The sequence below is a fragment of the Nocardia sputi genome (assembly GCF_023501985.1).
This window is the reverse complement of sequence record NZ_JAMFLC010000009.1, coordinates 157,198-181,196: the sequence shown is the minus strand read 5'-3', so window position 1 is coordinate 181,196 and position 23,999 is coordinate 157,198. Positions and strand designations below refer to the sequence as shown.

General features: G+C 69.1%; 20 protein-coding genes. 8 read left to right on the top strand and 12 right to left on the bottom strand.

The annotated features are described in order from the left end of the window. Positions 1–10 precede the first annotated feature (10 nt). Entirely contained in the window at positions 11–1,738 is a 1,728-nt protein-coding gene (locus tag M8859_RS14935; protein ID WP_249644401.1) for a recombinase family protein, read from the top strand. Positions 1,739–1,994: 256 nt separating this feature from the next. Here M8859_RS14935 and M8859_RS14930 read toward each other — a convergent pair whose 3' ends face one another. The 7 genes from M8859_RS14930 to M8859_RS14900 form a co-directional block, all read right to left on the bottom strand. After that, the gene (locus tag M8859_RS14930) at positions 1,995–2,459 is read right to left on the bottom strand and encodes a hypothetical protein (RefSeq protein ID WP_249644400.1); all 465 of its coding nucleotides are present in this window, start codon (positions 2,457–2,459) and stop codon (positions 1,995–1,997) included. Then, on the bottom strand, positions 2,452–3,258 hold the full coding sequence (locus tag M8859_RS14925) for a hypothetical protein (RefSeq protein ID WP_249644399.1): 807 nt from the start codon (positions 3,256–3,258) through the stop codon (positions 2,452–2,454). Before M8859_RS14925 ends, M8859_RS14930 begins: the two co-directional genes overlap by 8 nt. A 230-nt stretch (positions 3,259–3,488) precedes the next feature. Continuing rightward, positions 3,489–3,785 carry a hypothetical protein gene (locus M8859_RS14920; protein ID WP_249644398.1) on the bottom strand — a complete coding sequence of 99 codons (297 nt, stop codon included), beginning with the start codon at positions 3,783–3,785 and terminating at the stop codon, positions 3,489–3,491. Positions 3,786–4,072: 287 nt separating this feature from the next. Next, on the bottom strand, positions 4,073–7,006 hold the full coding sequence (locus M8859_RS14915) for a PrgI family protein (RefSeq protein ID WP_249644397.1): 2,934 nt from the start codon (positions 7,004–7,006) through the stop codon (positions 4,073–4,075). Further along, positions 7,003–8,895: a TrbL/VirB6 family protein gene (locus tag M8859_RS14910; protein ID WP_249644396.1), complete on the bottom strand. Its 1,893-nt coding sequence runs from the start codon at positions 8,893–8,895 to the stop codon at positions 7,003–7,005. The genes M8859_RS14915 and M8859_RS14910 overlap by 4 nt, the downstream gene beginning before the upstream one ends. A gap of 2 nt (positions 8,896–8,897) precedes the next feature. Further along, complete coding sequence (locus M8859_RS14905; RefSeq protein ID WP_249644395.1) at positions 8,898–9,296, bottom strand: pilin; 399 nt, start codon at positions 9,294–9,296, stop codon at positions 8,898–8,900. Next, positions 9,293–10,219: a hypothetical protein gene (locus tag M8859_RS14900; RefSeq protein ID WP_249644394.1), complete on the bottom strand. Its 927-nt coding sequence runs from the start codon at positions 10,217–10,219 to the stop codon at positions 9,293–9,295. The genes M8859_RS14905 and M8859_RS14900 overlap by 4 nt, the downstream gene beginning before the upstream one ends. Positions 10,220–10,690: 471 nt before the next feature. On the opposite strand from M8859_RS14900, the gene M8859_RS14895 reads away from it, so the two are divergent. The 6 genes from M8859_RS14895 to M8859_RS14870 are packed head-to-tail and all read left to right on the top strand — an operon-like array spanning position 10,691 to position 18,372. Beyond that, on the top strand, positions 10,691–11,338 hold the full coding sequence (locus M8859_RS14895; protein ID WP_249644393.1) for a hypothetical protein: 648 nt from the start codon (positions 10,691–10,693) through the stop codon (positions 11,336–11,338). A 49-nt stretch (positions 11,339–11,387) separates the two neighbouring features. Next, positions 11,388–12,404, top strand: a complete 1,017-nt coding sequence (locus tag M8859_RS14890; protein WP_249644392.1) for a TRM11 family SAM-dependent methyltransferase — start codon at positions 11,388–11,390, stop codon at positions 12,402–12,404. After that, positions 12,401–14,878, top strand: a complete 2,478-nt coding sequence (locus M8859_RS14885; protein WP_249644391.1) for a type IV secretory system conjugative DNA transfer family protein — start codon at positions 12,401–12,403, stop codon at positions 14,876–14,878. The genes M8859_RS14890 and M8859_RS14885 overlap by 4 nt, the downstream gene beginning before the upstream one ends. Before the next feature lie 33 nt (positions 14,879–14,911). Continuing rightward, positions 14,912–15,910, top strand: coding sequence for a replication-relaxation family protein (locus M8859_RS14880; protein ID WP_249644390.1), 999 nt, complete (start codon positions 14,912–14,914; stop codon positions 15,908–15,910). Positions 15,911–15,917: 7 nt separating this feature from the next. Beyond that, the gene (locus M8859_RS14875; RefSeq protein ID WP_249644389.1) at positions 15,918–16,919 is read left to right on the top strand and encodes a C40 family peptidase; all 1,002 of its coding nucleotides are present in this window, start codon (positions 15,918–15,920) and stop codon (positions 16,917–16,919) included. A gap of 25 nt (positions 16,920–16,944) precedes the next feature. After that, on the top strand, positions 16,945–18,372 hold the full coding sequence (locus tag M8859_RS14870) for a cutinase family protein (protein WP_249644388.1): 1,428 nt from the start codon (positions 16,945–16,947) through the stop codon (positions 18,370–18,372). A 90-nt stretch (positions 18,373–18,462) separates the two neighbouring features. Here the strand turns inward: M8859_RS14870 and M8859_RS14865 are convergent, their stop codons facing one another. The 4 genes from M8859_RS14865 to M8859_RS37265 form a co-directional block, all read right to left on the bottom strand. Beyond that, entirely contained in the window at positions 18,463–18,921 is a 459-nt protein-coding gene (locus M8859_RS14865; RefSeq protein ID WP_249644387.1) for a hypothetical protein, read from the bottom strand. Between the two features lie 92 nt (positions 18,922–19,013). Then, complete coding sequence (locus M8859_RS14860; protein WP_249644454.1) at positions 19,014–19,811, bottom strand: hypothetical protein; 798 nt, start codon at positions 19,809–19,811, stop codon at positions 19,014–19,016. 297 nt (positions 19,812–20,108) lie between these two features. Further along, positions 20,109–20,432, bottom strand: coding sequence for a hypothetical protein (locus M8859_RS14855; RefSeq protein ID WP_249644386.1), 324 nt, complete (start codon positions 20,430–20,432; stop codon positions 20,109–20,111). Positions 20,433–20,568: 136 nt separating this feature from the next. Further along, entirely contained in the window at positions 20,569–21,942 is a 1,374-nt protein-coding gene (locus M8859_RS37265; RefSeq protein ID WP_249644385.1) for a VWA domain-containing protein, read from the bottom strand. Between the two features lie 131 nt (positions 21,943–22,073). On the opposite strand from M8859_RS37265, the gene M8859_RS14845 reads away from it, so the two are divergent. Next, complete coding sequence (locus tag M8859_RS14845) at positions 22,074–22,352, top strand: hypothetical protein (protein ID WP_249644384.1); 279 nt, start codon at positions 22,074–22,076, stop codon at positions 22,350–22,352. Positions 22,353–22,361: 9 nt separating this feature from the next. Here the strand turns inward: M8859_RS14845 and M8859_RS14840 are convergent, their stop codons facing one another. Then, the gene (locus M8859_RS14840) at positions 22,362–23,567 is read right to left on the bottom strand and encodes an AAA family ATPase (protein WP_249644383.1); all 1,206 of its coding nucleotides are present in this window, start codon (positions 23,565–23,567) and stop codon (positions 22,362–22,364) included. Between the last annotated feature and the right edge of the window lie 432 nt (positions 23,568–23,999).

Here is a 23,999-nt window from a genome sequence, read left to right as displayed (position 1 = left end):
ACTTGGCGGTATGGCTAGGACGACGTATACGGAACCGGCGTGGCTTGTCGAAATCAATGCTGCCTTGGCTGATGGGGTGGCCGGGGTCGACCCTGCGGAGTGGGTGTACGGCTATGTGCGGATTTCGCGGGATGAGAAGGACCGTGCGGAGGGGGTGCAGTTGCAGGCGAAGAACGAGGTGGCCTATGCGGCCCGGAAGGGGTTGCGGTTGGCGCGGATCTTTTGTGACAACGATCTGTCCGGCGCGGATGCGGATCGTCCGGCGTTACGGGATCTGCTGACGTTGGTGGCCAGTGGTCCGGCGAAGATCGTGCTTGCTCGTGATGTGGCGCGGTTGACGCGTGATTACGACCTGGGCAACGAGCTGATGAAGCTCGGCCGTGATGAGGGGGTGCGGTATGTGTTCATGAAGGACACCGAGTACGACCTGACCACGGGCGCGGGCCGGAAGAATTTCATGGTGAAGGTCGCCGAAGCGGCTGAGTACCGGGAGACCAACACCGAAAACCTCCTCGATCGGATGAGCGAGGAAGCCGCGAAAGGGGTGATGCAGGGCGGTTCGCGGCGGTTCGGGTACGGGAGGGTCGTTGGTACGCATCCGATTACCGGTGATGACATTCTTGACCGGTATGCGTTGCGGGAGAACGAGGTTGCGGTTCTGTGTGAAGCGCGGGACCGGATCATCAACGGGGAGTCGCAGACCACGATCGTCACCGACTGGAACGCTCGGGGTATCACCACGTCCGAGGGCAAGCTGTGGCGGGTGGGCAAGCTCAGTGAACTGCTGCTGTTGGAGGCGTATGTCGACTACGACCTGGGTGAGCACACCGACGCGAACGGGCAGCGGTGCGAGTGTCTGGACAACCCGGAGGGCAACGGTATTCGGGTGCATGAGCGTACCGGGACGCGGCATCGGGCGCAGTGGCCTGCTGTGTTCACCCGCGCCGAGCATGACGCCATCCGAGCGGCCATAAAGGCGCACAGCCGGGCGAAGGATCCCGATCGCCCGCGTGCGCGCAACGGTGAGTATTGGCTGACCGGGCTTGCCGAGTGCGGCGGTGTGTGGCCAGAGGGCAGCGAGCGGGCCGGGCAGCGGTGCGGTAGCTGGTTGGTGGGTTCCCTGCTCGAGCGGCAACGTAAGAACGGCACGGTCATCCAGCGCCGGTATGGGTGTCGGGCGAAGGATTCGGCGAGGGTGGCGTGTGGGTGCGGGCGGGTGTTCCGGGATGCGGGCGCGTTGGAGATGTATGTCGCGCAGCAGGTGATCGCCGCGTACGAGCACCCGGAGATCTTGGCGCGGCTGGATCGCGGGAACGACAATGCCGGGCGCATCGCGGAACTGCAACAGCGTATCGAGACCACGGCAGGGAATCTGGATGCCGAAACCGACCGCCGTACCGAGGTGCTGACCGGTGCCGGTGACGCCGACGACTTGCGGGTGATCGAACGCACCATCGCGGGACTGAAACTGACGCTGAAAGCACTTCGTGCCGAACAGGATTCGTTGCGTAGTGCGCAAGCCCTCGCTGTGCTGGCCGATATCGGGTCCACGCCGGGCGAGTTGCGTAGGGCGTGGGATACGAAGGGTTCGCGCTGGCGGCACGAGGCCGCCGCGCGGCTGATCGAGAAGGTCATCGTCAAACCCGCGCGGGTGTACGCCGCGAAATGGGTCGACCAGAACGGCAAGGCGTGGCGGTTCGACACATCCTCGGTCGAGATCGTGTGGCGGGACCTATAGCCACACTGGCTCCGCCGGTGAATCCTGACAGCGGTTATCGGTGAACTCCGGCGTCAGACGCCGGGACCGAGATCTGCTGGTATCGGCAAAATCTGACGTCACTCGGCAAGTGTCTGGCAGGTTGGGCGTTACCGACGAAGCCCTGTAATGGCTAGCCGATTATAGGACGTCCAGCATGGGGCCGGATCGGGTTCGTAGTGTGTGAAGGCGGGCTGCGCCCTGCTCGACCGACCAAAATAGACGCGTAGCTGCGAAATTAAACGCGGGCGAGACGGGCTAGATCATGCGCAACTCTACCAGCCTGAATAGTCGACCGTGCTTCCGTATTCCTTGACACGCCAACCAGCTCAGCAGTATTCCACAACAGGTCGGCAAATTCCGGCTCCGTACCGTTGGCGGGTATTACGAACCGTGCGACCTTGATTCGTTCACCTTGACGGTTCCATACGACCGCCAATCGGTCGGACATGTTATGCCGAATCGGTTCTAGCAGTCCCTGGTCCTTGGGGCCGCGATACACGGCCTGTGCCTCTTCGCTGGTGAGGTGAACGAAGACGCCCAGCTCCTCGTCCTCGTTGTCCTCGAACAGCCACCACAGGAGCGCGCCAGAAGAGATCTTAAATAGCATTATGTTCGGAAAGCCGTCCCAGTGGCTAAGTACAGTGGGCGGCTGGAGCGGAGTTTCAAGCAACCATGACAATTCCTTCGGCATGCTATTCATCGCGCACTCCACTTACCGACGATTCGTACTCTTCAATCTCGATAGCGAGTGACTGCAACGGAATTCGATATGCTTGGTCCCACCACTTTTTGTTGGCTTCGAGAGCAATTAATGCCTCTTCGTCGGGCGGAGTCCAGGACTCAACCTCAACCATATTGGCATATACACTGACATGCCTGGGATTCATGGGGTTAGGGGTTCTGATCGGCATATATGACGCTTGTATCAGGTCAATACAGCGAAAGCGTCGGACAGCATCGCGGTGGGTCAATTTGCTCATCCGCCTGCTTGCGAAGTACGCTTCGGCAACCGAGACGCGACCTTCGATCATTGATACGTCAAACTCGATGTAGGTCGGACGCTCCCACCGTGGTTCTTCCGTGAACTTGTAACTACCATCGGCTCGCCTCCTGCCGTGCTGAGTAAGCCAGGACTCGGGGGGCACCGCGTCCATCCGACGACTCTGCGGATCATCCCACTGAGCGCCGCTGCCGGTTCTTTGGGAGTACACATCCTCTGGACTTACAGCATGCCCCATCGAGTGCACCATCCAGCGTTCGCTACCCGGGTGTCGCACCATTGTTATTATGCTTGCGACCTCTACCATGCGACTGGATGTGACCTGATAGGATTCTGAAACTCCACCGAGTATTTTGAAATACGCTACATCCTCGACTCCTGGTGCGCGATTAACCAATGAGCCGAAACCGGCATCCTCGATAGCACCTAGATCCCTCGCCGCTTCCGTAAAGTCACCCCAACTGTCACGAGTCTCGGGCGAAACTAACGCGGCCAGCATGTCTCTATTCTGAGTCGGGTCGGCTAGTGCGTCGCAAAATATCATTGCCACGCAATAAGCTTCATCTTGGTAGGCAGCTCTAGTACCGGCCTCAATCTCGTCTGGAGACGTGAACCGCCTCCAGCCCTCGCCCGCCTCGTCTGTCACACCCGCTCCTCGAGCCCGTGTTGATGCTGAGGCGCAATCGTATCCCCACATACGGCCGGTGCCCGTGTAGCCAGCCACACCACTCATGCCGCGCGGCGATGATCGTCTCGGTCCAGATCACGGTCCGCAGGGAGGGTTTTGAGTGCGTTGCGCAGGAACAACGCGAGAGACTCGATCACGGCCGGGTTGTCGATCTGGGGCGGCAGCCCTTGCCGTATACGGCTCTCGGCAACTAGACGGCGGGTCTGCTCACTGGTCGGCCCCACCCACATCCGGCCCTTACCGCCCCCGGAAGTCGACCCGGTCGGCTGGTCGGGTTCGGGGCGGTGGGTGCGGCGCTGGCGGGCGTTGAACGGGATCGGGGCGTGGTCGGCATACATGGGGGCTCCCTGGTCGGTCAGGTGGCGCGGGCGGCCGGGGCGGGGTAGGCAGGGCGGCGAGGCGGCGGCGGGTGGTCTGCTCGGCCAGCGGCAGCGACAGCGTCGGGTCCTGCAAGTCACGTGTCGAGGTCAGCAGGAACACTGCCACCGGCACCGGCGCGGACCCACCGATCCCGAGCACGTCCGGTCCGCCGAAACCGACGTATCCGAGCAAACTCATGTTCAGCAAGTCCGTTGGATGGTGCGGCAGTGGCGAATCCACGCTTATGCCGCACGTCCGTCGAGAACTACCTCTTCGCCGGTGTCGGTGTCGAAGTTGTCGTGCCGAGATCCGTGGCAGCTTCGGCAGGTTCGGGTTCGGTGAGTGGGGCCAGTGACGGCACCTGGTCGAGGTCGATGTCGGTGTTGCTGGTGTCGTCGGTGGTGGCGAGTTCGCTGGGGTTGGTGGTGATGAGCGCGTTCTCGGTGGGTGAGGCCAGCGACGCGAACACCGCTCGGTCGGTGCCTCCGACAGCGAGTAGGCCGCTGCCGCGTGCCGCGGAGAGAAGGAATTGTTGTTCGCCTTCGGAGAGCCGGAACGCGGTGGCGACCTCGTCGATGGCTTGCGGGGCTTGGCGCAGCAGGATCTGGGTGGCGGCGTTGGAGACGATCGCGCGCCCGAGTTCGGTGGACAGGACATCGGCGCTGTCCTGGGTGGCGACGGTGAGGCCGGCCCAGTGTTTGCGGAAACTCTTCGCGGCCCGGAACAGGAATTCGGCGGCGGCGGGTTGGCGCATGAGCAGCCACGCCTCGTCCACGGTGATCAGGCGAGGCCGCCGATCGGCCGGGCTCGACACGCGCCGCCAGGTCGCGTCCAGCACGAGGAGGGTCCCGATCGTCTTCAACTCCTCCGGTAGCTCGCGCAGGGAGAACACAATCAGCCCGCCCTCGGGGTCGGTGGTGGTCGCCCCGTCCAACAACCCCGCATAGGCCCCGCCACCGACGAACGGGTGCAGCGCGGCGGCCAACTCCCCGGCAGCCGGTGTGGCGAGGCGTGCGAGTTGGTCACGCAAGCCGCTCAGCGTCGGGGCGGGCCGGGTCCAGCTGGCGGGGTCCTCGGTGATCCCGACAGCGGCGTAGATCGCCGCCAAGGCCGTGTCCAATGCTGCCCGCTGCGCGAGGTTCTGGTCGCCGAGCAGGACTTGGATGAGGGTGTGCAGGAACAGTTTCCGTCGTGTGAGGGCGTCGGTGGGGGCGGTGCGGCGGCCATCGGGGCGGGTGTGGATTTCCAGGTCGAACGGGTTGAGCCGGACACCTGGTGCGCCGAGGCGGATGTGGGTGCCGCCGACGGTTTCGGCGAGACGGCGGTATTCGTCTTCGGGATCGATGACGACCTGCTCGATGCCGCGATACAGCGAGCGCAGGATCTCGGTTTTGACCAGGTAGGACTTGCCCGCGCCGCTGCGGCCGAGGATGACGAGGTTGTGGTTGTGGGCGTCGGGGGAAAATCGGTCCACGAACAACAACCCCGAGGCGGCGTCGCGGCCGTAGAGGACCCCCTGCGGGCGGGCGGCCTGGGCCGGGTCTGGGGCGGGTAGTTGTGGGGAGTCGAAGGGGAAGGCCGCGGCGAGGGCGGTGGTGTCGAAGGTCCGCTGCACCCGGATGAGATCGAGCCCGAGTGGGAGGGTGGTGGCCCAGGCTTGAGCGGCGCGGTAGGACAGGGTGCAGGTGTCCACGAGCAGGCTCGCGGCCAGGGCGCGGACGGCGGCGACCTCGTCGGCCAGTTCGGTTTCCGAGGCGGCGTGCACGGTGAGGTACACCCCGACCCGGAACAACCTGGCCTCGGCGCGGGCGACGCGGGCTGACAGGTCGGCGGCGTCTTCGACGGCGACATCGACCTGCGGATCGGTGAGGCGGCCCCGGCTGACGTCGTGCATGCGGGAGGACTCCAGGCGTGCCTGTTGGCGGCGCAGCCGGGTGGCGGCGGTGGCCGGGTCGATGGGGTCGATGTGCACCGCGACCTCGACCCGGCCGGGATGCGAGAGCAGGGGCGCGAGCCAGCCAGCGGTCACTTCTCGTGGGTAGCCGGTGACCGCGAGGGTCGCGGTCCAGTCCGAGCCGATCTCCAGATGCCGGGTGCCGATCGTGAGTGATTCCGGCGCGAACCGGTCAAGGCCCTCTCCGGTGAACGGGTCGGGCGTCTGGACTTGGGGATCGGTGGTGATGATCGCGGCGGCGGCGGCGATGTCGGCGGCGGCCGAGACGAGGCCCTCCGGGTTGGTGCAGCTGGTCAGTACGGCGGTAGCCGCCACGTCATCGAGGGCGGTGACCGAGATACCCAGTGGGGAAAGGACATCGGCGGCCTCGTTCATACGACGCAAGAGCCGGGACTCGGCCGCCCGGCGCGCACCACCGGACAACGCCCGCCGTGCCCGGCCCCTGCCGGGCAGCCGGGCACCCAACCCGGTGACGGCCAGGGTCTCGGTCTGTTCGCGCCAGATCAGCAGCACCTGCCGGTGGACCGGGTTCTCGCGGGCGGTCAGCTCGGCGAGGTGATCGGCGTGGTCGAGCGCGGCGGCAGCGAGGTCGGGGGACATCTGCTCGGCGGCGGTGTGCAGGCCGGTGATGTGCTCGGTCAGGTCCAGGCGCGCCGAGCGCACCAGGATCTGCACCGGTTGGCGCAGGGTGTGCAGCCAGCCCGCGAGCTGACCGACGAGGCTGTCCTGCTCTGCCGGGGTGCGCAGCGAGAGGTTGAGGGTTCCGGCGACCGCGATGACAGCGAGCCCATCGGCGCCGAGGTCGATCACCCCGACAGCACCGCTGCCGCTGTTCGACACCGATTCGGGCAGGCGTACCTGATTCGCCGACAGCTCGGTGGGGACGGGTCGGCGGGGCCCGGATCGATGGGCACGGGTGGCGATCCAGCGTGGCGTCTCGGCGCGGGTGCTTCCGCGTGATCGGACGAGGTGCCGTGGGCGGAATCGGTGGCGGATCGCGGCCACGAGCAGCAGGTCGGCCGACAGCCCGTCGCGGCGGGTGAGCACCGCGACCGCGACCACGACGAACACCGGGGCCGCGACGGTGACGAACACCGCCGGAGCGATGACCGTTCTGGTCGCGGCCCAGCCCGAGTACAGCAGCAGAGCCGCCGTGGCGAGGACGGCGAGCTGGCGGGCGGTGAACGGCCCGAGGATGCGGTCGGAGCGGTCGACGTCGGCGGGGATGCGCACGATGGTGCTCATCGCAGGGTGCCTCCTCTCGGTGCGCGTGGCGCGCGGCGGCGCACGGGCAAATCGGGCATGGGCAGATGCAGCTGCCGCCCCGCCGGGCGCGCCGGGGCAGGCGCGGGTGGCTGCGATGGGTTCGGCGGCGGCGGAACAGGTTTGACCCGTGTGACCGGGAACGGCAGCGGGTACTGGCCGCTACGGGTCGGCCGCAGCCGCGCGTAAGGATCGGCCGGTGCGGGTTCGGTGAAATCGAAGGCGAGCTGCTCGGGCCGCCGCCGGGGGCCGGGACGTTCCGGTGGCTGGACCGGAGCCCGTGCCGGGGGTGTGGGCCGGACCCGGCGCACCGAGATCGGGAGCGGGTACTGGCCTCCGGCCCCGGCCCGGATACCCCGGTACGGGTCCTGCGGGGTGAAGTCGAACGCGAGTTGCCGTCCACGCGGCGTCCGGGCCGGGCGGGGCGGCGGGGTGCCGGTCGAGTCGGCCGGTGTCGGGCTGGGTTGCCGCGCGACGCGGCGCACTCCTTCCAGGGGCAGCATGAGCTGTCCGTCGCGTGTCGAGCGCGCCCGCGCATACGGGTCGACAGGTCCGGCGCTGCCGGTGGCGGTGCGTGGTGCTCGCGGAACACGGGCGGGTCGTGGGCCGCGCCGGATAGGTGTCGCCGTGGCGGCGGTCCGTGCGCTGCTCGACGTGGCCCCTTTGAGCAGGCCGAGGGTCTTGTAGGCGATGAAGCCCCGCGCGATCGACCCGACGAAGCTGCGGCCGTGGCCAATCTTGAGCACCGACAGCAGCCAGAACGGGGTCTTGATCAACACGAACATCAGCGCCAAAGCGACGACCATGTTCACGATCTCGTTCGCGTCCGGGCCGAACAGATACCACCCGCCCGGGGCGAGCAGCACCCGCAGCACGATCACCAAGATCATCGACTGCACGACCTGGATCCCTAGGCACGCGGCGAAGGAGCGCCACCACCACCGCGCTACTCCGTCAATGCCGGGCAGCGCGTAGCACATCAACGCCAAGGGTGCGGCCACGATCAGCAGGATCGTGATGGTGACTCGCACGATGTAGCTGATGAGCAGTACGAGCAGCATCACCACGAACGCGAGATAGAGCAGCAGCGCGAAACCTTGGCTTTGCAGCCCCGTGGTCGCGAGCTCGGTCAGCGCGGCGGCGGCCGAGCCGGAGTCGACGCCGTCTCCGGCCACTGCGGCGGCGAGGGCGTTGGCGAAGCTGATCGCCGCCGTGGCGATCGCCATGCTCAGCCCCCCGGCCACGAACCCGACGACCAGGCGGGGAGCGAGTTCGCGGATCGACCATTGGGTTTGCAGGGTCTCGCGCATCATCAGCAGCACCCCGGCCGCCATCACGACGAGCACGTAGAGGGCGGTGACGATCTGCCACGACTGGTTCCACAGCACACCGATCTGTGGGATCTCGCTGGGTTCGGGTGTGGTGAGGAGAGTTTCGGCGAGCAGCCCGAGGAGCGGGTTGAGCGCGGACTCGACGATGCGCTGGAAGAATCCGTCGATCGCGTTCTCCACGCATCCGTTGATGTTGGTGACCCCGCACTCGGCCGACCCCGAATCCGGCCCCGTTCCGGGCGTCGGGGTCGTCGTGCCGGGTGTTGTCGGTGCGGGTGTGGCCGGGCTCGAGGTGGTGGAGGGTGGGGTCACCCACCGGCTCGGCGGAATGGTCGTGGTCGGTGGGGTGGTTGTGGGGGCGGGTGTGGCCGGTGTCGGGGTGACCGGCACGGTCGGTGTCACGGGTTGGGCGGCGGCACCGGCCGCGCCGGTGAAGACGATCAGGACCGCGGCGAGCACCGCCGCTGCTGTGGTGGCAGCGGTACGCGTGGTCGGTGAGAACCGGGCGGGTGCGGGTGGGGCCTGTGCCGTGGTGTTCACGGTCAGGCTCCGACGATGGACTTGAGCACGGCGACGATGACCGGTGCCAACATCGCCAGCGCGTAACCGAGGCAGGCGGCGCGGAACGCGGTCTTGGCCTTTTCGATCTCGGAAGGATCGCCGCCGCCAAGCAGATAGCGGGCACCGGCGATGGTCAAGAACAACGTCGCCAGCCCCGCGAGGATGCCCACGATCCAGTTGCGCGCGTTGTCGATTACCTCCCCCAGCGATGAGGCGATCGCCAGCACGTCCGTGTGTGGTGGTGCCGCTGAGGCCGATCCGGCGAGCAGGACCAGCAGCGCCACGGTCGTGCCCGCGACCGCGAGCGCTCGAGTCCAGCGCCGCCCGTGTCGAGCCGATGTCTGTGGCGCCTCGTTGAGATTTCCCTGGTCGGTGTTCATGCCGCCACCTGCCCGTGCTCGGTGCTCGACTGCGCCGAGGCCGGAGAGTGCCGTTTCGGCCGGCGACCTCGCCGCGGTGACCGGTCCGGCGATGCGAGGGCGGTGACCGCCTCGGCTTCGACCGTGCTGGTGCGCTCGGGGTCGAGGTCTCGAGCGCGTTCGGACAGCCACGCCAGCAGGGCGCGTTCGGCACGGGGTCGCTGCTTGCGCAGCTTCCACAGCGACACACCGCGTTCGGCGGCCACGGAGGTCAGCGATCGGCCTTCCCATCGCGACGCGGCGATGAGTTCGGCGGCGTCGGCGGAGATCACTCCGGCGGCCACGGCCTGCGCCAGGACCGTCTCGGGATGGCCCGGTTGCGACACCATCGCCTGTACCCGCTCGCCCAGCGGGGCCAGGTCGCGGTCGAGGTCCCCGACCACTGTCGCGCCGGTTCGCTGTTGGATTGCCACTTTGAGGACGGCGCGATAAGCACCCCACCGCAGCCGATGCCACACCCCCGGGACTTCCAGGCCGACGCGCGGGAGGTGGAGCAGGAAGGCGGTCAGCACTTCGGACTCGATATCGTGGCGAGCCGTGTGGCTCGACGTCACATACTCGCTGGCGGTCCGCGACAGCATCGGCGCGGCCAGTCCGGCACACACCAGCATCGCGCCCTCGTCCTTGGCACGGACTCGTTCGAGCAGCCACACCCAGATCGCATCGACCTCGGCCATCGGCGTCGCCGGGTCCCACAGCCGCTCGCGCAACGCCTCCCACGTCCGCACCGGACCGGCGGGGGCGGACCCAGGAGTCGGCACCGGGCGCGGATCGGTGGGCAGAACCTCTGCGGCGATCTTCTCGAAACCGGACCGCACCACGGCCAGCGGCGAGCCCGGCTTTTCCAGTGGTCCCGCATATTTCGCGACGTGTGCATTCGTCACAACAGATCTCCTTGATCGATCGAAAACTTCCGACCTCACAAGGACACCGAATACGTCTATCCGAAACGCATCCAAACCCTATCCAAACCACACCCAAAACCTATCTGAAACATATCCTAGTCACATCCTGGGCGAGATGGCGAATATCGCGCTACCCGGCCAACACCCGTCCGCCACCCGAGGCCCCGCGAAAGCATTGCCGGTTCTACCTGCGGATGTGAATGCGCGGATAGGCCAAAGATATGACTTGGATATGTTTCAGATAGGGCGCGGATAGACCTTCTACCGCACGAGCAACCTACCGAAAAGTTTCTCAAGAAATTTGATCGCGATCTCGCTCCAGGCGGTGCTCCGGTCCCCGATTTTCGACTCATGAAATTCTCAGAAAAAAGTTTTGATCGCCGTGTCCCGATTTCGGCTTTTTGGCGGAAGTAAGCGAGTACACACCGCTCTCTCGCTCAGGAGGCCGCCATGTCCGCCAGTTCCCGCCGACCTCGTTCCACCTCCGCCGCCGTGCGGGTCCCCTCGACCCTGTGGGCGCTGGGGCCCGCCCCGCTCGATCCAGAGGACCGCTGGCCCGACCGGGTCCTGGCTCACGCGATCGCCGAGTTCTCCGAACCGGCCTCGCGGGTGATGCTGCTGGGCTGGCCCGCCCCCGTCGCTCGGGGCGCGCTGCGGATCATCGAGCCCGACACCGCCGCCGCGCTCGCCGCGATCGGTGAGCTGGACCGCCACGGCCTCGACGCCCCCACCGACCGGAACTGGTCCGGGGAGCCGGTGGATCTGGTCATCGCGAGCCTGCTCGCCGATCACCTCGCCCCGATCGCCGCCGCCGAGCACGTCACCGCGCTCGCGACCGAAGTGATGGCACTGGGTGGTTTGCTGGTCGTTCTCTCGCGCTGCCGCCACAGCGACTCCGGCGTCCTGCGCGACCCCGCCGGTTCGGTCGTCGCTGCCGCCCAGGCCGCCGATCTGCTCTACCTCCAGCACATCATCGCCGCCCCGGTCAGCGGCACCACCATCACCGCCGCACTCGCCGACCCAGCCGTCTCCGGGACCGCGCCGCACATCGTCGCGCACACCGACGTCTTCGTGTTCCTCCAGCCCGCCCATGGCTGAGCCGACACAGCCCTTGCCCCACCCGAACTCTCACGTCAAGGACGCCTCCATGACTCTCGATCCCGCCGCCGCCAACGCCACCGACGTCGACTCCGCGATCCCCGCACAGACCAGTCCGGCCGCGCGGCCGGTGTCGGTGTGGGCGACGGCCCAGAACGCCCCGACCGCGCAGCGGCGGGGCCGCTACCACCCCGACAGCACCGCCCACCCCGCGAAGATGTTCCCCGCCATCGTGCAGCACGCCGTGGTCACCTACACCCGTCCGGGGGACCTCGTGCTGGACCCGATGTGCGGGATCGGCACCACCCTCGTCGAGTCCCTGCACCTGGGCCGTCGCGCGGTCGGCGTCGAATACGAGTCGCGGTGGGCGGAGCTGGCGCGCACCAACATCGGCCTCGCCCGGGAGGCGGGCATCGATCTCGACGCGAACGTCTACCACGGCGACGCCCGCAAGCTGGGTGACCTGATCCCAGCCGAGCTGCGCGGCCAGGCGAGCCTGGTCATCACCTCCCCGCCCTACGGCGACAGCTTGCACGGGCATGTGCGCGCCAACCGCACGCAGCCTGTCCTCAAGACCAACCACCGCTACGGCCAGGTCCTCGACCGAGGCAACCTGGCCAACGTCGGACTCGGCCGCCTGCTCTCAGGATTCACCAAGATCCTCGCCGGGGCCGCCGAATACCTCGCCCCCGGCGGGCATGTCGTGATCACTGCGCGGCCGTGGCGTCAGCACGCCGAGCTGGTGCCCCTGCCCAGCCACCTCTACACCTGCGGCGAGCTGGCCGGGCTCGTGCCGGTGGAGCGGTGCGTGGCACTGCTGGGGCGCCTCACCGAGGGCGAACTCGTCGCACGGTCGAGCTTTTTCCAGCGCGACTTCGTCGTCAAGCAGCGGGCGTCCGGGCTGCCGGTGCACCTCATCGCCCACGAGGACGTCGTCATCCTGCGCAAGCCTGAGACCACCACCGCCGTGTCCGAGCGCCGCCGTGCGAGCGGGCGGTTCCCCTTCGGCACGTCGGCGACCTTGCCGAGTCCCGATGCCATGGGCCCGGGATCGGTGGCTGCGTGAACACCCAGACTCCCGAGCAGGGGTGGCTGGGCCGGGCGCTTCTCGCGCCCGGCTCGGCCCTACGCGATCTCACCGAGACGGTTGAACACGCACTCGGGTCCGTCTCCGGCCTGGGCGTGGTCGCGGCCGTGCTCGGGGTGCTCACCGCGGTGCGGATTCTCACTCGATGGCGTCGGCGCCGGCTGAGTGCGTGTGCTCGCCAGATCACCGTGCTCACTCCACCGGAGGTCGACGCCAAAGGCGCACTCACCTTCTGGGCGCACCTCATCGGGCAGTTGCGTCCTGCCTGGGCGCGAATGTTGTTGGGGCAGCCGCATCTTGGGTTCGAGTACACCGTCACCCCCGAGGAGGGAGCCGCGATCCGGCTCTGGGTGCCCGGCGCGATCCCACCCGGTCTCATCGAACGCGCCATCGCCTCGGCGTGGCCCGGCGCGCACACCGACACCGTCGAACCCGCCCGACCCCCGCTATCGGTCGCGGTGAAGGGCGTTCGGCGGGTCGTGGCCGGGGGCGAGTTACGGCTCGGCCGCCGTGAGGGGTTGCCGTTGAGTACCGATCACTCCGGTGATCTGGTGCGCAACCTGATCACCGCCGCCGACGACCTCGCTCCCGGGCAGGCCGTCTGTGTGCAGATCCTCGCCCGCCCGGTCACCGGCCGCCGCGTCGCGCGAGCCACCCGCGCCGCGGCGAGCACCGGCACTCGGGCTGGCGTCGTGGCGGGACTGCTGCGCGAGGCCCTGAACCTGCTCACGACCGGCACGGGTGCCGCCCGCGTCTCCCACACCGCCGCTGGGGTGGCAGGCGCGCGACCCGCCGACCGCCAGACCTCCCTGGAGTACAGTGCCGCCGCCCGCGCAGCAGCGGCCAAAGCGCGCGGCGCGCACTGGGAAACCGTCATCCGCTACGCCGCGTCCATCCCGGTCTCCGACGACCCCGACGACATCGACCCGAGAGCGCAGGCGCGAGCAGTCGCCCGTGGCCGCGCCGACGCTCTCGCCACGGTGTTCGGGGCCTGCACCGACCACAACTACTACCGGCGGCGTCGCCGCCTCTTCCGCCTCCAGCAGTTGATCCGGCAGCGGCGTCTCGGGCACGGGGACGTGCTGTCGGTGCCCGAACTGGCCACGATCGCGCATCTGCCCACCGACGACGGGCTACCCGGCCTGCAACGCGCCGGGGCACGCGCCCTGTCCCCAGCCCCGGAGATCCCTGTCGGCGGCGAACACACGAAACCCCTCGGGATGGCCGACACCGGCACTCGCCGCCCGGTCGCGGTCAAGATCTCCGACGCCCGCCATCACCTGCATATCCTCGGCCCCACCGGTGTCGGCAAGTCCACCCTGCTGGCGCGCACGATTCTCGATGACGCCGAGGCCGGGCGCGGGGTGATCGTCATCGACCCCAAGGGCGACCTCGTCACCGACGTCCTGTCGCGGCTGCCGTCGCGCATGGGTGAGCGGGTGGTGCTCTTCGACGCCGACTCGGCCGCGCCGCCGCCGTGTGTGAACCCGCTCGATATCGGCCGGATCGGGCGCGCGGGAGTGGATCTGGCGGTCGACAACCTCGTGACGGTGTTTCACCGGATCTTCCATCAGTGGTGGGGGCCGCGCACAGACGACATCATGCGCGCCAGCCTGCTCACGCTGTGCGCGCAACCCGGCACCGCCACCCTTGCCGACCTGCCCCGCCTGCTCACCGAGCCCGCGTTCCGGGCGCGGGTCACCCGCACAGCGAAAGACCCGGTCCTGCGCGGGTTCTGGGATAGCTACGAGCAGCTTTCCGACACCGGCCGCGCTCAACTCACCGGCCCCTTGCTGAACAAGCTGCGCGCGTTCCTGCTGAGACCGTTCGTCCGCTCGGCGATCGCGGGCGGACCCTCAACTGTCGAGTTCGCCGACATCCTCGACAACGGCGGCATCTGCCTGGCCCGGCTGCCGAAAGGCTCACTCGGAGAGGAAACCTCACGCCTGGTCGGGTCGCTGCTGGTGGCCCGCACATGGCAGGCGGTGACCGCGCGAGCACGGGTGCCCGCCGCCGACCGGCCCGACGCCGCCCTCGTGCTCGACGAGGCGCAAAACTTCCTCAACCTCTCGACCCCAATCGAGGACATGCTCGCCGAGGCCCGGGGACTGCGCCTGTCGCTGCTGCTGGCGCACCAGAACTTGGGCCAGCTCTCGCGCGAACTGCGCGACGGCGTCTCGGCCAACGCCCGCAACAAGATCGTCTTCGCTGTCAGTCCCGATGACGCCCGCGATCTGGCCCGCCACACCGAGCCCTGGTTGTCCGAGCACGACCTGTCCCACCTCGACGCCTTCCACGCCGCCGCCCGCCTGCTGGTCGATGGCCGCAACGCGCGACCGTTCACCCTCACCACCAGGCCCCTTGCCCCGCCGATCCCCGGGCGCGCCCGCGAGATCGCCGCCGCCGCCCATGCCCGCCTCACCGCCGATCCCCTCAACTCCGCACGGTCCTGACCCCGCCACGCCCCGAGAAAGGCTCCCGCATCGATGATTTCCCGTCCCGACAGGCAAGCCGATACCCGGGCCCCGCGCCCGGCCTGGTCACCGACCACCAGCCCGGAGAAGAGTTCGGTGGTGCGTGCGTTGACCGGGCGCGATCGCTGGATTCTGCGCATGGTCTATGAGCACCGGGTCCTGACCACCGACCAGCTCGCTGACCTGGCGTTCCCCACCGCCAAGATCGCCCGCCGCCGCCTGGCCATCCTGCACACCTACCGGGTCCTGGACCGGTTCCGGCCCATGCGAACTCGTGGCACCGCCCCCTACCACTGGACCCTCGCCCCGGCCGGAGCAGCGATCCTCGCCGCGGAAGCCGGGGTGAGTGTCCGCGAGCTCGGCTACAACCACCAAACCACGCTCTCGGTCGCCCACAGCCTGCACCTGACCCACACCCTCGGCGTCACCGAATGGTTCACCGCCCTGGTCACCCACCCCCACGGCGGGCAGGTGTCGCGGTGGTGGTCGCAAACCCGCTGCCAACGGCTCTGGGGCGACCTGGCCCGCCCCGACGCCCACGGCCGCTACACCTACGGCCAGAACCTGCTCGACTTCTTCCTCGAATACGACCTCGGGACCACCTCCCTGCCCCGGGTCGCGGCCAAGCTTCACGGCTACGGCGAACTGGCCCGAACCACCGGGGTCATCGTCCCGGTCCTGTTGTGGGTGCCGACCACCATGCGTGAGGTCAATGCCCGTGTGGCTCTGCGGCGGACCTGGGAGCGGTTGCCCGATCCCGAGGCGGTGCCGGTCGCCACCGCCGCCGCCGAGTTCCTCGGCTCGATCTTCGGGACCAGTCCGGCCGATCAGGTGTGGCTGCCGCTGCACACCGACTCCGGCCGCAGACGCCTGCACGAACTCGGCACCGTCTGGCCGCGACGGACCGCACCCGAAGACGGCATCGACCCGGAGTCGACCTGGGCACCGCTGAGCGGAACCGTCGCTCTCGCCCCGCCGCCACCGAGCCCCCCGGCTTCCGAGCACTGGTGAAGAAGCGATGCTGGTCAAGGCACTCGGAGCCGGATTCGCGGGGTTCGTGTTCCTCACGGTTGTCATCGCGGCCGTGGTCAGTGCCGTCGTCGTCTTCGACCACGCGCTCGCGCCCGCTCCGGGAGCCTCGACCGGCACCGGCTCGACCCCGAGTACCGAAGCCCAACACGACATCCCGGCGCAGATGCTCGTGCTCTACCAGGCCGCTGCCGGGGACTGCCCCGGCCTGGACTGGTCGGTGCTCGCCGCGATCGGCAAGATCGAAACCAACCACGGCCGCTCCACGCTGCCGGGAGTGTCGGAGGGCGAGAACGCCTCCGGCGCGGGCGGGCCGATGCAGTTCCTCGCCGCGACCTTCGACTCGGTCCTCGCCCGGCATCCCCTGCCCGCTGGCGGTGCGAGCCCGCCCTCGCGCTACAACCCCTCCGACGCGATCCACGCCGCCGCCTTCTATCTGTGCGACTCTGGTGCACCCGGTGACCTCCGCGCCGCGATCTGGGCCTACAACCACGCCGACTGGTACGTCGACCAGGTCCTCGACCAGGCGGCCCGCTACCGCGCCACCGACACCACCGGCGGCAACTGCCACACCGCCTCATCGCCGAGTCCGACTGCCGCGCAGGTGATCTCCTTCGCCTGCGCGCAGCTCGGCCTGCCGTATGTGTGGGGCGGCAACGGGCCCGAGGTGAACGGCGGCTGGGACTGTTCCGGACTCACTCAAGCCGCCTACCGCGCCGCCGGGATCTCCATCCCGCGCACCACCTACGACCAAGTCCACACCGGCACAACGGTTTCCGAGGACCAGCTCGCGCCCGGCGACCTGCTCTTCTACAGCACCGGCGGGGACATCCACCACGTCGGCATTTACCTCGGCGGCGGCCAGATGGTGCACGCCCCCACCTTCAACGAGCCCGTCCAGATCTCGCCCTACCGCTGGGAAGGCGACGACTACTACACCGCCACCCGACCCGCCCCCGCGCACGACAACAACTCCCGCGCCATCTCCTGATCACCCTGCACGGACGGAGAAACCCATGCACCACAACCTCAACCACACCCGTCGCGCCGCCCACATGGCACTGTGCGCGGCCGTTGCCGCGACCACCGTGACGGCCGGTGTCGCCGCCGCAGAACCCACACCGGGCCGCAACCCGGCGCAGTGCCCGCGCTGGACCGCGCTGCTGGTACCGGGCAGCTACGAGACAACTCATACCGCCACCGGGCAGGCCATGCCCGCGATCCTCACCCGGCTCGGGGAATCGCTGACGGCCCGCTACGGCGGCGAGATCGAGGTCCGGACGCTCGCCACGACGGCGAGCGGTGCCGGTTCGGTGAGCGGAGCAGAACTCACCGCGGCGGTCTCGGGGCTGTGCTCGGACACGCGAGTCGTTTTGGCCGGCTACGGCCAGGGCGCCGAGGTCACCGGCGACCTCGCTACCACCATCGGCAACAACAAAGGCCCGATAGCGGCCTCGCGCGTCGTGGCCGTCGCACTCGTCTCAGACCCGCGCCGCGACCCCAATACCACCCAGCTCGGCACCCCGGTCTCCGGGCAGGGCGTCACCGGTCCGCGCTCGCAGAGCTTCGGGGAGCTGACCGGCCGGGTGCGCACGCTCTGCCTCGAGGGCGACAGCTACTGCTCGCCCACCGCGCAGGAGTCGCCAGTCCTCGCCGCGGTGAGCCGCGCACTCGCCACCGCCACCTCGACCACCACCGTCTCCCCCGCGACCACGGCGAAGGTCCCCACCACCACAACGAGTGCACCGGCCACCACCACCGGCACGGCCTCAACCGGGCAGCTCAGCGCGTCCCAGGTTCTCGCCCAGGTGGTCACCGTGCTCAACGGGCTGGCGAGCTTCACCGCGAACATGCCCGCGATCGTGGCCGACCTCGCCCAGCTGCCGAGCCTGCTCGCCACCAGCGACGTGCCCGGCCTGCACCGAGTCTCCGGCGACCTCAACAACCAGTTCAACCCGCTCGTGCAGATGGCCGCCGGGCTCGACCTGCGCCTCGTGGCCCGCGTACTGAAGTTGGCCGCACCCTTGGACACCACCGGGGTCGCCACGATCGCCGCCGAGATCGTCGGTGTTCTCGCCGGTCTCGACATCACCCGCATCGCCAACGACGTCGGCCGAGCCCAAGAGATCGCCTGGACCGCCGCCGAAACCCTCGTCAATGGCGACCCCGTCGCGGCTTTCCTCGTCCTGACGGGGTTGGCACCGATCGCCGCCGATCTCCTCTCGGCCACCGCCGCCGCGTTCACCGGCACCCAGTTCCCCATACTGACCCAGACCTACAACACCGCCACCACCACCGGGACGGGCACGGCGGACACCACCACCGGCACCAGCGTTCCGGCCCCCCAGAACAGCAGCACGGCCACGTTCGACGCCACCGGCTACGACACCGCCGCCCCCATGCTGACCGACTGGATCGAACAGGCCATCGACCGCACCAAGTAGCCCCGCGCTGTCCCGCACAGCGCACAGAAAACGGCCGGTGGTGCCGAGCCAATCGCTCGGCACCACCGGCCGTTTCAGTGGGTAGCCGGGTTAGGAGACGAGCGGCGGCACGGCGCGCGGGGTGAACGCGGCCGGGGCACCACCGTTGCGGAACCGCCACGACGGCAGCACCTTTGGCACCACCTCGGTCTGCTCACCGTCGCCGCCGTCACCGGTGTCCCCCTCGTCACGCCCGGTCGCCAGGGTGGCGTCAACGACCGCGCGGGCAGCGGCGTCGCGGTCGGGGTACAACATGCCGGTCAGCGGCCCGGTCATGATCCGCACCGAACCGGTGAACGGGAAGAACTCGCCCTCGGTCCGGCAGAGCCGGTGACGCAGAACGATCGGCACCCACGGCACCAGCGACGGCAGAACGGGCATGTTCAGCTCACGCACGGCCGCGTCCGCGATCTCGACCCACAGCGCCAGGCTGTCGGGTGCCTCGGTGGAGGCGGCGAACACCCGGTACAGGGACGAGCCCAGGATGGCGGGAGTAGGAGTGGAGTACATAATCAAACACCTTTCTCAGGGGATACATTGAGAGGCGCGGTGTCGGACTCCCCGGAGGTAGAAGCTCCGGGGATTCCGGCATCGCCCCGTCGTCAGGACGCGAGGGTGAATTTCTTGGGGGCCGTGCTGGTCTGGTGAGCGATCCCGTTCTTGGTCAGGGTGACCAAGGCGTTGTGGACCGCGCCGCTGGACCGCCCGAGTTCCTTACCGATCTGGTGTGGGGTGAACTCCTTTCCGGGGTTGTCGCGCAGGAAGTCATCGACCTGTCCCCGCAACGCACCAGCGGGCAGCCGTTCGACCGTCGACTCCGCGTTCGCCGCTGGCGTGACATCGGCCGGGGCCGGGGTCACGGTGGCGGGATCGTCGCCCGTGGGGGCAGCCAGCGCCGTGTCCGCCGTGGTGTCGGGGTCGGCGGGCACGTCCGGGACGGGGACCGCCGCCTCGTCGGTCGGGTCGGCCGGGGCCGGGGTGGCGGGGTCCGGGTCGGCCGGGGTGACCGGCTCGGGCGAAACGGGTTCCGGCGTGGCGGGTTCAGCCGGGGCCGGGTCGGCGGGCGCGGCCGGTTCCGGTTCCGGTTCCGGTTCGATGGTGGCTGGCGCGCCCGCACCGGTGGTCCACGTTTTGGCGGCCCGGGGCGAATCGGGGTCGGTGTGCGACTGTGCGCACCCGGCGGTTTCCCACTGGGTCAGCAGACGCCGCGCGGTGGACAATCCGATCCCGGCCGTTTCCGCTAGCGCGGCGGTGGTGCTGTGGGGGTGGGCGCGCAGCGCCGCCCACAGCGCGCGGTCGCTGTCGTGGCGCAGCACGGGCACCCCGCCCGACCGCGAACCGCTTTCCGGGGCGGGCGCGTCCGTTTCCGTGGGCGTGGTGGTGGCGTTCTTCTTGGACATGGGAAATCCTTCCAACATTGGGGTTTCGGTGAATTCGCAGATGTCCCGGCAGGGACGGAATCCGCACCGATCGGGGCGATTCCCCGGGGGGTCGGTGCTGTTTCCGGGTTCCATGACCGCTCGATAGGGCGTGTGATGTCAAGCGGAATGTGGAAAATAGTTGCGGCCCCGAATTCCTCTCTTCCATTTCGGAATGCGAACGGCGCGAAAGGAATTCGACTCGCTGCTATTCATTTGCGCGAGGCCAATTGGCTCACGCCGGCGACCTCGCCGCTCGGGGCCGGGGCGGGCGAGCACTCAGACTGACGGATTCAATCGAGTCAGGTGCTCGTGCAGGGGGCCGGTGGTGCGATCGAGCCACACGCTCACCCCGTGCCCGTGCCCGCCCTCGCGTATCCGGTCGGCGGCACCGGTGGCGTAGGCGGCGATGTCGTCGGGGTGCACGAGGTGAATCCGTGGGGCGGCGTAGCCGCTTGTGCCGCCGGTCACGTGGGCGACGGTGTACATGCCGCGCTCGTCGTGGGGGCCGGGGGCGTAGATGACGAATTGATCGCCGGTGATGGCGTTGCCGATCACGTAGATCGGGTCGAGCGCGGCGGTGGTGTTCGTGGGCTCGGTCATGGTCTGGGCTCCCTGTCGTTGCTGCCCGCGCGGTGCGGGCGGGGTTGGGTCCGGTGGCGGGGCCGGGCCGGTGACCCGGTGGCGGCCCCGGTCCGGGTGCCCGGGGTGCGGTGTCGCGTCCCGGGCACCCGGGTGGCTAGGCGGCGCGTACGGCCGTAGTGATGGCGCGCCCGATCGCGGCGGCGGTGGTGGCAGGGTCGGAGACCATGTGCACGGTCACCCCGTCGAGGGGTTCCGGGTCAGCGGCGTCAGGGTTGCCGTTGCGCGGTGCGAGCCACAGCACCGCGCACCCCGCCGCGCGCAACGCATCGACACGGCGCTGGGCGTTGTCGCGTTCGGTGCCGTAGTAGAAACCGTCGGAAATGATCACCAGCAGCCGAGTCGCGCCGGGCCGGGCCAATTCGAGGGCACCATCGAGGGCGTTGACGGCGGAACCGATGACGTGCTGGTAGTCCGGGCAACTGAATTCGGTAACCCGCGCCGGGGCGGTGCCCGGGTAGGTGATCGGTGTGACCGATGCCCCGAATGTGACGGTCGCGGTTTCGGCGGGCATGGTGGCCAGCTCGGCCGCGTAGGCGATGATCCACGCGGCCGAGGCCACCGGCGCGGCGTAGTCCTCCATCGAGGAGGACACGTCGCACGCGATTCCGACTCGCAACGGCGGCACCGCAACCGTTTTGCGGGTGGTGCGGGTGAACGGCTCGGCAGTCGGCAGCGCCCCGGCGGCGCGCTGCGCCTCACGCGCCAGCGCACCGCGCATCCGCAACCGGCCCGGCGGCAGCGCCGAGGTCGTTTTCACCGCGACCCGTTCGCGGGTGGAGGCGGTGTTGAGGGCGCGGGCCAGCACCCGCGCGGCGGTGCGCTCTTCCGGACGGGCCGCGCGGGTCCTCCTTCGGCTCGCGGTGCGGCCCCGGCCCGAAGCGTCGCCGAACACCTTGCGCGCCTGCTTTTCAGCCTCGTCGGCCGCTTGTTCGGCGGCCTCGCGTTCGGCGGCGGAAACCTCGGCCGGGTCGGGGGCCACCGGGGAGGCGGCCACCGCGTTGCCGATGTTGGTCACGGTTGCCCCGATCGCGGCACCCAGCACCGAGGCCGGATCGGGGTCGGTGTGCGGATCGGGGCCGACGAGGTCGAACCACTGCTGGCCGAGCTCGAGCATGGCGGCGGTGTCGTTGTCGGCCACGGTGTGGGCCTCGCGCCAGATGGCGCGCAACTGGTCGAGGGTGTCGGTGCCGAGGATGGCCTCGATCGAGGTGGCGGCGGGCGCACACTCGGCCGCCTCCAGGATGCCGCCGTCCACGCGCGCCAGGACGAGGGCGGCATTGTGGGCCGCGTGGTAGGGGGTGGCCGGGATCTGGGCGGCGGCGATCGCGCCGCCGTTGTCCCCGATCACGAGCTCAGTGGTGCTGGCGCGCAACCAATGCCGGTCGTCGGGGCGGCGGCGAATCTGGGCGGCCTCGATCCGGGACTCCTCGAGCAGCACGGCGGCATCGACCACGCCCGGGTGCGCCACCAGCGGTGCCTCCCACACCGAATGTTTGGCGTGGGCGCACTCGTGTACCAGCGCGCCCCCACACCGCCGCGTAGCGGTTGCGGTCACTGCTGCGTTCGGGGTGCGCGTCGGCCGGGTCGATCGTCAGGCGGGTGCCGTCGATCTCGATGGCCGCGAGGCTGGGGACGAACACCGCCGGACTACCGAACGCCGCACCGGGAGCGATGGACACGGTCAGGTCGTCACGGTCGGCGATCGGCGCGACCTCGGCCGTCATCGCGGCCGACAGGCTCGCCCACCCACCGGTCACCGGGACCGATGCCGGGGCGGACACAGCAGTGGCAGTAGGCGCAGCGGTGGCGGGCGGGGTAGTGGCGGGCGGGGTGGAGATCACGTGGCCGGTCATGGCGCGGGGTGCCTTTCGTGTGTGAGGGCGGGGGTCAGAGGCGGGGGCCGAGGGCGAGGGGGGTGTGGCTACGGCCGCACACGTCTTTCACCACGGCGGCCACGACATCGCGGTCCTCTTCCGGCGCGGCCCCTACGAGGTTGGCCAGGGCGGTGGCCTGGTCGGTGGCGGCGGCGATCTTGGCGAACGCCAGCAGCTCACGCAGCTGCGGTGCCCACCCGACCTCGCCCTTTTCCTGCCGGGCGGCCAGCTCCCGCGCCACTTTCACCGCCCGCCGTTCCACCCCGAGCTGGGCGGCGAGGTCGTAGTCGCTGCCCACCTGCACCTGGAACGCGAACCGGCTCGCCAGCGCGTCCGACAGGATGGCCCCGTGGACCCCCGGGTTGTGCCCGGCCACCACGAAGAAACCGGGCTCGGCTTTAACCACCTCGCCGCCGTGGGCTTTGATCACGATCTCGCGGCGGCCGTCCATGGCCGGGTACACCACCGACAGCACGGTCGGCGGGATGAGGGTCGCGTCGTCGATGAACAGCACCCGGCCCTCACGCATGGCCCGGACCAGCGGGCCGTGCACGAAAACGAAAGTGCCGTCCGGGTTCTGGGTGTACTCGCCCACCAGATCGGCGACCGTGGTGTCCCCGTCACCCTGCACGGTCAGCAGGTCCCCGTAGGCGGCCTCGATGAGCGAGGTCTTGCCGGTTCCGGGCGGGCCGTACAGCAGCACCGGCACCTCGGCCGTGCGCATGGTCCGCAACACCTCGACATCGGCGCGCCCGGCGAGCTGGCGCACGTGGTAGTCCTGCCCGTTCGGCCGGGCCACCGTGTTGGCGGGGCGGGCCGGGGCCGCCGGGGCGGCAGGCGCGGCGGTGGTGACCGGCGCGGCCGGGGTGGCGTTCTTTTTGGTCCGGCGGCGGGCCGGTTTCGCCGCCTTCGCCTTACTGGGGGCCGGGGCCACCGGGGCGGCAGGCGCGGCCGGGACCGGGGCGGCGGCGGTCGCGGTGGTGGCGGTGGCGCGGTAGCGGCGCGGGGCGGCCGAGGTGCGGTCGGCGTGCCCGGCGGCGGTCAGCGCCTCGAGGGCGTTGCCGACCGCGCCGGAGGACCGGTTGAGCCCGTTGGCGATTTCACGCGGGGACTGTTCGCGGCCCGGGTCGGCGGCCAGCGCACCGGCGACCATGCGCCGCAATTCCCCGTTCGGCAGGCGACCGGCGGCGGGTGCGGCGGCGGCGGGTGTGGTGGTCATTGCAACTCCTGAAAATCCGTTCCGAATTCGTGCGCCGTTTCGGCACAAGTGCGGCGGGGTCGCCATTCGGATTTCTGCGAATTTCCCGGCGAATTCCGGGAACGGCTCGACGCTAGCTCGACCTCGAACGAGCTCACAACCCCAAAAGTGCGCGAATTTCCGGAATTCTTCCGGACAACGGCGAGACGCGCAACGCAATACGCACGCGAAACGCGCACCGCGATATTCACGCACGCCCACAGGCCGCCGGGCCAAGCAAATGAAAAGACAAAAAAGAGATAAAAGAATAAGAAAGAAGGAGGAAAACAGGCGGGCGGGGAAAATGGGTGACAGACATCAGATGAACGCCGGAGACGGGATACGCGAGACCGGCGACGCATGTCTATATGGCTTTGTATATAGACAATCCTCGATGGCATCCGCCGGATACAT

Bases quoted from the DNA above. Each gene is read 5' to 3' on its own strand.
- M8859_RS14865 (WP_249644387.1), bottom strand. From the start codon at position 18,921: ATGTACTCCACTCCTACTCCCGCCATCCTGGGCTCGTCCCTGTACCGG.
- M8859_RS14935 (WP_249644401.1), top strand. From the start codon at position 11: ATGGCTAGGACGACGTATACGGAACCGGCGTGGCTTGTCGAAATCAAT.
- M8859_RS14870 (WP_249644388.1), top strand. From the start codon at position 16,945: ATGCACCACAACCTCAACCACACCCGTCGCGCCGCCCACATGGCACTG.
- M8859_RS14905 (WP_249644395.1), bottom strand. From the start codon at position 9,296: ATGAACACCGACCAGGGAAATCTCAACGAGGCGCCACAGACATCGGCT.
- M8859_RS14890 (WP_249644392.1), top strand. From the start codon at position 11,388: ATGACTCTCGATCCCGCCGCCGCCAACGCCACCGACGTCGACTCCGCG.
- M8859_RS14880 (WP_249644390.1), top strand. From the start codon at position 14,912: ATGATTTCCCGTCCCGACAGGCAAGCCGATACCCGGGCCCCGCGCCCG.
- M8859_RS14860 (WP_249644454.1), bottom strand. From the start codon at position 19,811: ATGTCCAAGAAGAACGCCACCACCACGCCCACGGAAACGGACGCGCCC.
- M8859_RS14875 (WP_249644389.1), top strand. From the start codon at position 15,918: ATGCTGGTCAAGGCACTCGGAGCCGGATTCGCGGGGTTCGTGTTCCTC.
- M8859_RS14930 (WP_249644400.1), bottom strand. From the start codon at position 2,459: ATGAATAGCATGCCGAAGGAATTGTCATGGTTGCTTGAAACTCCGCTC.
- M8859_RS14855 (WP_249644386.1), bottom strand. From the start codon at position 20,432: ATGACCGAGCCCACGAACACCACCGCCGCGCTCGACCCGATCTACGTG.
- M8859_RS14840 (WP_249644383.1), bottom strand. From the start codon at position 23,567: ATGACCACCACACCCGCCGCCGCCGCACCCGCCGCCGGTCGCCTGCCG.
- M8859_RS14920 (WP_249644398.1), bottom strand. From the start codon at position 3,785: ATGTATGCCGACCACGCCCCGATCCCGTTCAACGCCCGCCAGCGCCGC.
- M8859_RS14895 (WP_249644393.1), top strand. From the start codon at position 10,691: ATGTCCGCCAGTTCCCGCCGACCTCGTTCCACCTCCGCCGCCGTGCGG.
- M8859_RS14915 (WP_249644397.1), bottom strand. From the start codon at position 7,006: ATGAGCACCATCGTGCGCATCCCCGCCGACGTCGACCGCTCCGACCGC.
- M8859_RS14925 (WP_249644399.1), bottom strand. From the start codon at position 3,258: ATGCTGGCCGCGTTAGTTTCGCCCGAGACTCGTGACAGTTGGGGTGAC.